Origin of the sequence: Vibrio sp. 11986-1-5 (assembly GCF_963878025.1) — a bacterium.
GTDB lineage: Bacteria > Pseudomonadota > Gammaproteobacteria > Enterobacterales > Vibrionaceae > Vibrio > Vibrio injensis.
On the sequence record NZ_CAWNVW010000054.1, the window covers coordinates 1 to 11,983 of the forward strand.

At 42.5% G+C, this 11,983-nt stretch carries 6 protein-coding genes, 1 rRNA gene and 1 riboswitch; of the genes, 2 read left to right on the top strand and 5 right to left on the bottom strand.

The genetic code is table 11. The annotated features are described in order from the left end of the window. Positions 1–66: ribosomal RNA gene (locus tag AACS00_RS16000) — 16S ribosomal RNA — on the bottom strand; the annotation flags it as partial. Between the two features lie 598 nt (positions 67–664). Here AACS00_RS16000 and AACS00_RS16005 point away from each other — a divergent pair. After that, the gene (locus AACS00_RS16005) at positions 665–1,135 is read left to right on the top strand and encodes an RNA recognition motif domain-containing protein (protein ID WP_072670143.1); all 471 of its coding nucleotides are present in this window, start codon (positions 665–667) and stop codon (positions 1,133–1,135) included. Here the strand turns inward: AACS00_RS16005 and murI are convergent. Further along, positions 1,089–1,898, bottom strand: coding sequence for a glutamate racemase (murI, locus tag AACS00_RS16010; RefSeq protein WP_110168085.1), 810 nt, complete (start codon positions 1,896–1,898; stop codon positions 1,089–1,091). The genes AACS00_RS16005 and murI overlap by 47 nt on opposite strands. A gap of 151 nt (positions 1,899–2,049) precedes the next feature. Next, entirely contained in the window at positions 2,050–3,900 is a 1,851-nt protein-coding gene (locus AACS00_RS16015) for a TonB-dependent receptor domain-containing protein (RefSeq protein ID WP_110167986.1), read from the bottom strand. A 46-nt stretch (positions 3,901–3,946) separates the two neighbouring features. Continuing rightward, positions 3,947–4,143, bottom strand: a riboswitch (cobalamin riboswitch). A 155-nt stretch (positions 4,144–4,298) separates the two neighbouring features. On the opposite strand from AACS00_RS16015, the gene trmA reads away from it, so the two are divergent. Beyond that, the gene (gene trmA, locus AACS00_RS16020) at positions 4,299–5,408 is read left to right on the top strand and encodes a tRNA (uridine(54)-C5)-methyltransferase TrmA (protein ID WP_110167987.1); all 1,110 of its coding nucleotides are present in this window, start codon (positions 4,299–4,301) and stop codon (positions 5,406–5,408) included. A gap of 201 nt (positions 5,409–5,609) precedes the next feature. On the opposite strand, the gene AACS00_RS16025 is transcribed toward trmA, so the two are convergent. Both AACS00_RS16025 and AACS00_RS16030 read right to left on the bottom strand, forming a co-directional pair. Next, positions 5,610–8,030 carry a hypothetical protein gene (locus tag AACS00_RS16025; RefSeq protein WP_110167988.1) on the bottom strand — a complete coding sequence of 807 codons (2,421 nt, stop codon included), beginning with the start codon at positions 8,028–8,030 and terminating at the stop codon, positions 5,610–5,612. After that, on the bottom strand, positions 8,030–11,911 hold the full coding sequence (locus AACS00_RS16030; RefSeq protein ID WP_110167989.1) for a hypothetical protein: 3,882 nt from the start codon (positions 11,909–11,911) through the stop codon (positions 8,030–8,032). Before AACS00_RS16030 ends, AACS00_RS16025 begins: the two co-directional genes overlap by 1 nt. Positions 11,912–11,983 lie beyond the last annotated feature (72 nt).

The window sequence follows — 11,983 nt, forward strand, 5'->3', positions numbered from 1 at the left end:
CTCGACTTGCATGTGTTAGGCCTGCCGCCAGCGTTCAATCTGAGCCATGATCAAACTCTTCAATTTAAGTTTTTTGTGGCTCAATGAATACTGACTTTAAACTACCATAAGTAATTCAAAGCTATTATCGTTCCAACAGAACGATAATGAATTGACTGTGCCGATAGAGCTAAAAGCGCTATCAATTGGTCACTCAGTTCATTGATACCGAAGTGCTTATTGCTAAGCATTTTGATTATCATCAACGAGTGCCCACACAGATTGATTGGTTTAAATTGTTAAAGAGCGTTGCTTGGAAGGCTCACTGAGCTTCGAAGCGGAGGTGAATTCTAGCGAGTTAATTTGAAGAGTCAAACGCTTTTTCAAATTTTCTTTTTTAGAAGCTTTCCCTCAACCAACACTGCCTGAAGCCTTGTGGCGTCTGCCGTGTCAGTGAGGGCGCATTATAGAGATCATCTTCACCTTAGCAAGCACTTTTTTTCATTAATTTTCTGTTCGCTCAAAAAGCCATCGGATCATTAATTTTTGAATAAAATTCCAACATTTGAAGAGGGTCACAGCAATCGATTGGAAAAACTCCAAGCATAAACGTAAGATTCATGTGTCTATATTGTTAATCTTAGATACGCCTCTTACTTTCATTCTGATTAAGTAGTATTTCAATATGAGCTCGAATAAATCTACATTATTTATTATTGCACTGGCTATCATTGGTGCACTGGTTTTTTCTCTATTATCGATTCATCCTGCGGTAAGTTTTGTTATTGGTGTTATTTCTGCCGCGATCACTTTACAACTTTTATCTAATCCTTTAGCAGCATCAGTCAGTGCTCCATCAATCGATGAGCCATCCGGTAATACAAAAACACTTTATGTCGGAAACCTACCTTATAAAGCGAATGAATCCGATGTACGTGATTTGTTTGCGCAATACGGTGATGTGTTTGCGGTCCGACTAATGAAAGATAAACGTACAGGAAAACGTCGAGGATTTGGATTTGTAGTCATTGCCACCGCTCATGCCTCGGCGGCAATTCATGCACTCAATGAAAAAGACTATATGCAACGTACGCTGAAAGTACGAATTGCTAATGATCCAAAACATCCAGATGAGGAAATGGACGAACAGGATTAAAACCCATTTTAATTAAGTTTCCATTCAGAGCGCTCTCTTTCCAAGGGGGCGCACTGGAGAAGATCGTGTGTGGCTGCGGATGTTTTAAGCTGGATTCTACATTAAGCAACTGCTGTACCCGACGAGCTATCGCCTGACCAGAATCAATCAACATCACATCATCACCTAATACTTGTTGAATCTCTGCTTTGATGAGTGGGAAATGGGTGCATCCTAATACCGCAACATCTATCCGCTGAATCAGTGGACTTAAAATCGCCGCCAATTCATCTTTATCAACTTCTTGCCCACGCAGCTTCTCTTCAGCCATATCGACTAAACGGGTCGATCCAAGCAGTTCAACATTTTTTTCACTCGAGAAATTACGGATCAAATCATGTGTGTATTGTCTGGTAATCGTTGCGGGGGTAGCAATAAGCCCAATCGCTTTATGAGCAACGAGTGAGGCTGGCTTTATCGCAGGAACAACACCTACAACAGGAATGGATAATTTGGCACGTAGCATGGGGAGCACAATAGTACTAGCGGTATTACAAGCTATCACGACTAAATCAAAAGATTGCCGTTTGACTAGCGATAAAATTAAACGCTCAACACGATCAAGCAATACCTCTTGCGCTAACTCTCCATAGGGATAAGCAGCATTATCAAACAAGTAGGTATAATCAAGCTGTGGTAGTAATGAAACTATCTCTTGATAAACTGACAATCCACCAACACCCGAATCAAAAATCAGAACCTTATGTGATGACTGTTGCTGCATACTACACCCCAAGAATAAAGAGTCAGTGATCATACTCCCTCTTTATCATTAGGCAACCACTCTCACTCTAATGAAATAATAATATTATGAGTATGATTTATCAGATTGATCCTCTCTAAAAAATAAGACCGCCTTACAGCGGCCTTACATTTTAGAACTGGTAACTGGCGTTTAGGTAAAAGGCCCGCTCTGGGGCACGATACCCGAGCGCACTTTGATACTGCTCGTTAAAGAGATTTTCTATCCGACTACGAATGACCATGGCATCACTTAACCAGTAGCCTACAGACACATCCCACAGGTTAGTGGAGTGAATATAATCGTTACTGGTTGGCTCTGATGTAGGCAAGTCTAGGCGCTTACCCGTATAGGTATAAGTTGTATTTATATCAAAGTTACCCAATTGTATGGCTGTAATCCACTTGTAGTTTTCTTTTGCCCGACGAGCCAACTGCACATGATTATCATCTTTATGATCTTTGTACTCCGCCACTAAAGTATGATTGATTGGACCAGTATCAAAGTTCACTTCCAATTCCACCCCTTTAATTCGTGCATCGGTATTCAAAGTGCATCCTCCCCAATTCACCACATCACACACGGCACCGTTAGGATCAGAATACCAGATAATCAAATTATCCACTTGATTGTCATAAGCCGACACACTCACTCGCGCTAATGGATAAGTGATATCGAATCCAATCTCACTATTCTTAGACTTTTCTGGTTCAAGATCAGGTGCCGTTGATAAATCGGTGTAACTCGGTGCTTTAAATGCAGTGCCGTAGCTGGCTCGCAAACGATAATGATCGTTAACTTGATAACCGGCAGCGAAAGACCAAGTGGTGTAGTCATCATATTTATCATGCTTATCGTGACGAATATTCGCTTCAAAAATCCAATCACTCACCGTCAGTTTGCCAGAACCAAAAATACCGTAGGTATCTCGGCTTTCTCCAGCCAACACATGACGACTACCATAACTGAGCGCATCATGGTCTAATTTTTCCCGGCGGCCATCAATACCCGCTCCAAGTTGAATCATGTCATTCAGCTGATAAAGGTTCGCCCATTGCGTCTGGGTAAGGTCGATGTTCGCCTTGGTATTAGCATTATGTTTACCCTCGCTTTGGGTATAATCGAGTTTTTCTGTTTGCTGATAATTAAGCATCAACAAACTTTTTAAGCGCTTCCCTTCGTAATTCATCTTCCCAGTAAAACTCTGGTTGTCGGAGAAACTGTGGTAGAACGTACCGAAAGAATTGTATTCTACATCGCTATCAAACCAGCTAGCCGATACATACCCCAACCAGTTCTGATTGAAGCGATACTCATAGCCACCCATCAGGTTCTGGCTTTCATAGCCATAGTCCACACCTGTCTGAAGGCTTTTTATATCGTAACCATCCGTTTTCTCAAAACCTGCAGAAAGTTGTAGATGCCCCAGCTCGTTCACATCCGTCCTCGTGACCACTTCACCTTTACGGGATTGGTTGCTACCAACACCAACCGTCACTTGCTTAAGATTATTTCCACGATGAGAACGAGTGATAATATTGATCACACCACCGATAGCATCAGATCCATACATCGCGGCACCAGAACCACGAATCACCTCTAAACGCTCAACTAAGCCAATTGGAAAACGATTAATGGCAACCCCACCAGCGGCTGAATCAATCCGAACTCCATCCACTAAAATGAGAACATGACTACTATTGGTTCCTCGCATAAAAATAGAAGCATTCTGCCCTCGGCCACCATTTTGAGCTATCTCGATTCCGGGTACTCGACGTAAAACTTCCGTCAAAGATCGCGCTTGATATTGTTCAATTTCTTGGCGATCAATCACCGTTGTTGCCGCCAGTACCGATGCCTGCTTTTGCTCAAACCGATTGGCTGTTATCACCATGATCTCATCAACGGGTACACTTTCGGCATAGGAAAGTGAGCAATAAGAGAGCGCTGACAGCATTGCCAGGCTTAGATAAGATTTATTCATTATGTCGTTATCCTAAAACGCGTAGATTCTCCTGAGCAAAACACAACTGCTAGCCCAGTTGCTGGCAGGTATTCGGACTCGAGAGCATTGACCTAATAACTCGACTTCCCACCATTAGGCAGTGTCTTGATGAGCGTTCGTTCTCCCTTACCGCTGCGCGTCAGTTCTGGATTTACACCAGATTCCCTTTTCAGAATTTAGCCGTCTAGGCAGCTAAATATCACCAGCTACAATGATACTATTGACCAATGGTTAGCTTGTCTAGTATCGCTGATGATAATCAAGTGATTTGTCATTACCTTAAACTTGGTAAATCAGCAACAAAACTGGACATGTAGGTCAGATTGAATAAAATCTGCGCTCTTTCAATAAATGCACCAGTAAAAGGTAATACCATCATGGCGACGCTTGACGTAAATCCTGAACATTATTCAGCACAACTGGCTGAGAAAATCACCCGCCTCACTGAAATGTTTCAGCCCTATCACGTCCCAAAGCTAGAAGTATTTGAATCTCCAAAACAATATTACCGGATGCGCGCAGAGTTTCGGGTTTGGCATGAAGGGGATGAAATGTATTACGTCATGTTTAATCCAACCACTCGAGAAAAGTATCGAGTTAATCAGTTCCCCGCCGCCAGCCGTTTAATTAACGACCTAATGCCACTATTAATAGAAGTGATGCAAGGTAATAACACATTACGTCACAAGCTGTTTCAGGTGGATTTTTTATCAACCTTGAGTGGCGAGCTATTAGTTTCTTTGATCTATCATCGTCAGCTTGATGAAGCATGGACATCTGAGGCCAAGAAACTCAAACAACGACTGAACGATGAAGGCTTTAATCTCAACGTGATCGGACGAGCTCGGAAAATGAAAATTGTCCTAGACCGAGACTACGTCGTTGAAAAACTTCACGTAAACGGTCAACCTTATCTTTACCAACAAGTTGAGAATAGCTTTACCCAGCCTAACGGAAAAGTCGCAGAAAAAATGTTAGAATGGGCAGTAGATTGTACACAAGAGAGTCAAGGGGATTTACTGGAGTTGTATTGTGGTAATGGTAATTTCTCGCTTGCACTCGCGCAAAATTTTGACCGCGTATTAGCCACAGAATTAGCCAAACCTTCAGTTGAGTCCGCTCAATATAATATTGCTGCGAATCATATAGATAATGTACAAATTATTCGTATGTCTGCAGAAGACTTTACACAAACAATGGAAGGCAAACGCGAATTTAATCGCTTAAAAGAGGCTGGGATTGATCTCAAAAGCTATCGTTGTAATACGATTTTTGTCGACCCTCCGCGCGCAGGAATGGATATCGACACTTGTAAAATGGTACAGGGGTATGAGCGTATTTTGTATATTTCTTGTAATCCTGAGACCTTAAAAGAGAACCTAGATATTTTATCTACTACTCATAACATCACCCGCTTTGCTTTATTTGATCAATTCCCGTACACCCACCACATGGAAGCAGGTGTACTGCTAGAGCGCATTAAATAAGGACCTATAAGACTTTCAACTTTAGAAAAAATCGCTCGGGGTACGGCTCGGGGTACGGGGTTGGGTGTATGCTCGAATTCTGAATTCTCCACACAAAAAAAATATACCCCACTAAGCATTAGGCTTAGTGGGGTATATGAAGAACACATAGAGAGGAATAGATGTTTGTGTTTAACTATATTCAACTAGCGACTATACCTATCAAAACAAGATAGCACCTCTTGAATTGCGGTTAATCTCTTTCCATCGTTTAACTAATGTTGCCGCACATGGATTACCTGCAAGCTGATTCATACGAACCCAATCAACATCTAACAAATCAGCAAGTAATTCGATGTCCAATTCACCTTGTAAGGTGTGCCATTGTCGGATGCTGGGCTGTCTCATTAACTGAGCTTTTGGAGAGGTTAATCCACCGACAACAAAATATCCCTTTTCTTTGTCGTACCATATGCGTTGAATACCCGGTATGTTGCTCATCCACCGTTTGATGTCGTTTAAAGGCTTATCGAAGTATCGGGATAACAAGGTATCCAAACTACCACTGATTGATGTGTCTTTTTTCTTACCTCGCTTATCTAACCAACGCTGAATAACCTCTTTTTTCACCTGATAGTAAGTCACCTTCGTTTCATTTTGCTGATTAAGCGAAACTAATTGTTCTTGCCATAATTCAACTAATTCGGGTAACTCACGTTCAAATCGCATTGTTGTCTTTTGGCTAGATAACACGCCATCATCACTCAACTCTTTAACAATATTGAGCAGTACTTCAATATCAGGAAGCACCCAATCCAACAATGGATAAGGCTTCTGCTTCTTTGTTAGGTCCGAAAACGCATCTTCCATACCTAATGGCAGTATATTCGTTTGGTCATATGAGGGATCTTGCATCATGATTGACACTTGAGCGCCTTCGACCTTACTCAAAACAAGAGTAATCCTTGCCGCAAACCGACGTTGTTTATCAACTTCCGAGCCATAATAATCCATTACTACATTCTGCCGGTAACTATAGGGCCAGTTCTCATTCATCAAATTTAGTAAGTCATCTACAGATGTTTCAAAACTGGATAAGTAATCATTCGCTTTCGAAATCATATCGGAGTCTGTTGGATCGAAAGGAATTAGTACCGGTCTATCGTTTGAAACCGTAAACAAATAGCCATCAGTAATAACTATGGTTGATTCGTTTAAGCAAGCACGTTGCAATGGCAAAACCTGCGAAACGGGTCTGTCTACGTCAATGAGTAAACGTTTAATCTCTAACTCTTTAAGAACTACTTCAAGCTTTCTAATAATCGCTTCTTTGTAGGTCTTACTACCCAAAAGGTCATCACTGTAGCTGTAATAACCACCTTCAGGTGCAGCATATAGCTTGATTGGGTCTTCATCGCTTTTTGACTCGATTAACAGCCCTTTTTCAATAGGGTCTCCAGTTACATCATGAGGATTTACGTTGATATGTTGAACTGCGCACCGCCCAACTAGATACTTCGTTAGTGGGTAACGGTCATCTTCGATACCCTTCTCTTGGTCTAACAGAATCAAAACACGATCCGAACGCTCAAGTTTTATCCGTTCAAAGTCATTTGCCGAAATTCCATCTAGTAAATCCCACGAAACATCGACGCCTTTCTGTGCAATGAGCGATTTAAATAAGTCTAAGATTTCTTCACAAGCAACAACGGTATTAACTCTTAGGTCTATAACCTTGATTTCACCGGATATCTCGATGCTTGGGAAAGATGACTTAGCCTTATTGGCCTTATGCTTTGTTTTCAACGTCAGTGGTTGGAGATTTAATGTTTTAGCTGAAAGTTCAAAACCATAGTCACGCGCAAAACAGATAAACGCATCTTGCACTGGTTTTAACACCATAGGCCAACTTTGCTCAAACCTCTTTGGCGTAGAAAGATCCAGAAACGGACGCTGTTTACGTGAATTTTTACTCTTTCCAATTTCTTTAAACAGCGTACCTCTCGGTTTTCTTTCATGGCCAGGATACCACCTGACGAGTACCTTATTTTTGTCATAGACCCATAGAGGCTTCTTAATGCGATCTATATCATCGTCATTAGATAACGGTCTTAATGGAACATTGGTATAAAACAGAGCAATCTCAGTGGTATTTCCATCTTTTAACTGCTGAGTTCTACAATCTAGGCTGATCGCATTAACACCGCCAGCCCAGCTATCTACTTTCAATAACGGACAACCTAAGCTGTAAGCGCCTTTACAATGCCCCCCAAAAGCCCGCAATGAACGCATCATTAGTCGAATCCACACAGGATTTAACACCGGTGAATATTCAACTCTAACTGGAGTAATAGGTTGCAACTCAGCGTCTACAATAGACGGAGGAATATCACTTGAGCTTTGTAAAGCCACATAGAGACCAAACTGATTACCATTTTTTTTCATCAAATAGGCAAACTGCCTACTGTCTAGTTCGGCATCAATACGCTCTTCCCAGGCTTTCTTCTCTTTCCACTGATAGTTGTTATTGATGAGTGCGTAGTGATAAACCACAAGTTTGTTGGCTTTCTCTGCATCAACCTCGCTATTTTGATAAACCAAATGAGACAGCGGCAACTTCCTCAAATCTTTACTTTTATCCATTAACCTTGCTCCCCCATACGCTGCCAAACTATTTTCGAAAACCACTTAAAGCCAGACGTCATTTGATATCCATCGCTCACCAAACAACCTGGTAGAAACAGGATTGAAGCATTTTCAATTTTTACCGGCTCCAACATTTCAGAAAAGCCCGATAAGGAACAATCTTCACCAGTCAATAGGTTCGCGATAACCAAAATGGCATTTTCACCACGGATTTGTCGGATCTTTTCCAGCTTCTTAATTAATCCCAAAGGCGCAAATTCAGGACGTTTACCAGAAGCAAGCCATTGCTCAAAGCCTTCATCCGACTGCTCCAGAGCAGCTATAGACCAAAATTTAGCATCAACAAAAACATCCGCGTTGGCTATCTCAAAATCATATAATTCAAACAACTCATGGTTGTAGACGTCTTGTTTAGTGGCTAGCTGCTTGTCACTCAGCAGTGCGCGAATACCTTCCTCACCAATACGCCCTTGTAAAATTCGCTGAATCACAACGGGATGAAATGCAAATTGCTCTTCAATGTCGTTGGCAAACGGCTGAAACGACGTTCGAAAACCTTTACGATTAAACCAATCCGAAATAGCAGGTTGCCGATTAACAACCTCATAAAGCGTCTGAGGGTTATATTTGATCAATCCGGCTGCACGCTTTGCAAAGAACTGCCAACTTTTTGGGTCGTACCATATTTCACCAGTAACCTTTGATTCCTCGGGCCGTTCAAAGCACGCCCAACGACACAAAGACTCAGTAATGCCAAACGTATTGTTATGCGGCATCCATTGGAGATCATGCTGTAATACAGCGCGGCCTAGTTCATGCCAAAGTCCTGAAATATCTTCGATACAACCCTTACCTTGTCGTGCATCTCGGATAGCGGAAACTAACTTGTTATCAATAATATCTACCGCAGCAGAGCCATCTTGGGATCGCGTTTTCAACAGGGTAAGAAAGTTGGAAACCGATGCATCTTCGGAATGAGTAAGATCATCAATCAGCTGATTATTAAGGTTTGAAACCCAATTTCGGTTGTTAGTACAAACGGTTAATTGGCCGTAGTTGCGAAGATGGCCTGCTAAATCATCGCTTAAATGAATGGCGACATGGGGCACATACGTCCAAGCACGTTCAATACGACCAACTTGCTGCTGCACGTCAGCGGCAAGATTCTTAACGTAGTCATTTGTCGCTTTATAGAGCTTGTTTAGCTCCTGGATTTTAGCGACTGAGTTATTCATTAACGGCATAATAAATTGCCGCTGCTGCTTACGTGAAAACTCTGAACGCCTGACTAATTTTTCTAAGTTTCTGAGCTGAAAGCCAGCATGAGACATTTCGTCATCATCGTCATTGCTATCCCATGGTGAAAAGTAAAAGTGCTTACTTTCAATAATAAACAGCGACGTCAGATCCATCTGCCCTTGAGAGTTAGGCAAGGAGTAATCCAAATTAATACCATTGGTAGCGGATGCAGTTTGTGTCATTACCACCACGGTACGGCCAGAGTCGAACGCCGCTTGATAGGCGTGCTCAAATCCTTCTCGCTTTTGTGCTTCAGCATTGAGCAAGCAAATCATCATGGGCTTGCCGTTGACAGCCAAAGGAATAAACACATCGTCAAATGAAGACAATACGCTAGTGGTTAAACACTCCATTTCAAGCCAATCAGCGCTCATTCTGCTGTTTTCTGCGGTATCACTTATCAACCACTTCCGAAGGTATTTGACTGAGTTAACAAAGGCCAGGTGCCCTTTATGTTGTGGCTCATTCGCTGCCAAATACAGAACGTGCAGTAATTTAAACAACACAGACTGCCGGTATTCATACTTGTAATCTGAGTGCTCAGCCTCAAAAAATGCAGCGTTCAAATGCAGTTTTGCCTCCTGAAAAACTGGGGCATTGATAGCATCATCAAAGTCGTGGATCGTGGTTTTTAGTGTCGAGCGACGCTTTTCAGATTTATCTTTAACCAACGCGCGGATCACCGCCATTTGTAACTGCTTATCCTCGTCAGTTTGTAAATATGGAATCGGCTTCTTAAACCAATCTTCGGGGCGCTGCTCAAAGCTATCGCCCAGAAAACTCTCGGTACATTGTGGATTGCGGGCCTGAGCCACGTAACGCAAAGCGCTTTCAATCCAGCGTATATCGAAATGACCAATCCCCCTTTCGATATAAGAGGTTGCGGATAGTGCAAAAACCAGGTTCCGACTCGATAACGAAACCATTAACCCTTCAGGCGTTGTCGGCAATAGTGCGCGTTTAATCTTGATCCTCAACGGGTCAATATCCGCTTCGGCTTCATCCGTGGTTAACAGCCAGGTTGTTAGGCCAAACATATTCGTCTGAGTATTGGGTAATAGGTTTGATCTACTGAGCGCTTCTAACTCAGGTAAGCTTGTGCGAGGTAATGAGAACAGCGATAAACTGGGTAACGCTGTGCTGTAGTAGGATGGTCGATAATCGTTCGCGGGGTCGAACAGTAACCGGTTTAGCCGAACAAGATATTCATAAGCTTCGGACTCATCGGTCGCGAACTGTGACAACAGCAAACTGAAGCGTCTAATATATTTCTCCATCACACGCAAAAAATCACCAACATCAACCGATACATCATCGCTTTGCTCATAACTTTTCACTTCAAAGCCATGAGGTTTTTGCTGTAATTGCAAAGGCTCACTGGTTACTAAGTGGTCTGAGCGAAACAGATATTTCTTTTCGAACGGAACACCGGATTCATACTGTTTTAAAGGCATTACCAGTGCCCTAGACTGATTCAGATCGACTCCTTTGCTGGTCAAATCCTCCTCTAGCTCCGCAATAAGCTGTTTAAGCTCACTGTAAAGCTCAGGTATAGGTTCGGCAGTAACAAACTGCATTCGCGCTAATAGGCGCTTACCGCCTTCAAGTAATTGACCAATACACTCAGGCGGCTCTTGCACCATTTGGGACTGGGCAAGTAATGTCTGTAGAATGTCCGCTTGGTAATCAAACTCATCAACAAATACAACCTTTCCGGCCAGTTGGCCGCTCGACATTCTAACTTTCTGTTTACCGTCGTAAAAGGAAGCGAACAGCTTCTGCGTTGTTAACACCAGCAAATGTTGCTTATCATCATGCCAGGCAATAGCGGGGAAAATTCGACGCACCCATTTATTTTCTCTAAATAAACGAAGCTTTTCCTTTGCTTGCTCCGTGAGCTCATGCGTCTTGCCATGGTGCTTACTGGCATACTTCACAGCCTTCTCTAAGGACGACATGCACCCAAGTAGCGTCCGTTCGACAAAGCCACACAGTTTTCTTAGTTCCTGCTCTTCTCGTTCGAGTAAGACGCCCATCGAATCAGGGTTTTTCTTTTTATACTCAACATTACGGGCGATGGCTGAAACGTTGTGGCAAGCACGGACGAGAGCCTCTTTATCAGCATTAGAACGAAACGCACCTAAACCATAGATATCCTCAATGGCCTTATAAGGATCGGGCAAGTCAGATTTTTGAACGCCTTGTTCATGTGGCAGTGCCAGTTGAGAAACCGCACTAACAACAGTTTCATCCTGTGCATAAAGAATACTAACGAGCAGTGGATTACCTGAGCTGTCTTTTGCACTCGTGGCACTGTCATAAATGTCATGCAGGATATTCCAACGATGGGTAACTAAGATGGCCTGCAACCCTTTGGATTTTATAAATTCAAGGCTCGCTGGAATTTTCCCGTCTGGGCTACGATAAAGAGTACTACTTTTGCCACCGCCTGTTGGGCCTTGTAACTGGCAAAAGCCAGCAATAGCATTGTCGTTTTTTGCATTAACCGATAGAGCAAGTGCTTGCTCTATCGTATGCGCAATGATTTGATTATAAGAAGTCGGTATTGGCTGACTCATCTAAATCCTCGTTAACTTGATATTCCTTTTGAGTTTCGCCCCTTTTTTTAGATGGGGCGACAAGGTTGGAGA

Bases quoted from the DNA above. Each gene is read 5' to 3' on its own strand.
- AACS00_RS16005 (WP_072670143.1), top strand. From the start codon at position 665: ATGAGCTCGAATAAATCTACATTATTTATTATTGCACTGGCTATCATT.
- murI (WP_110168085.1), bottom strand. From the start codon at position 1,898: ATGCAGCAACAGTCATCACATAAGGTTCTGATTTTTGATTCGGGTGTT.
- AACS00_RS16015 (WP_110167986.1), bottom strand. From the start codon at position 3,900: ATGAATAAATCTTATCTAAGCCTGGCAATGCTGTCAGCGCTCTCTTAT.
- trmA (WP_110167987.1), top strand. From the start codon at position 4,299: ATGGCGACGCTTGACGTAAATCCTGAACATTATTCAGCACAACTGGCT.
- AACS00_RS16025 (WP_110167988.1), bottom strand. From the start codon at position 8,030: ATGGATAAAAGTAAAGATTTGAGGAAGTTGCCGCTGTCTCATTTGGTT.
- AACS00_RS16030 (WP_110167989.1), bottom strand. From the start codon at position 11,911: ATGAGTCAGCCAATACCGACTTCTTATAATCAAATCATTGCGCATACG.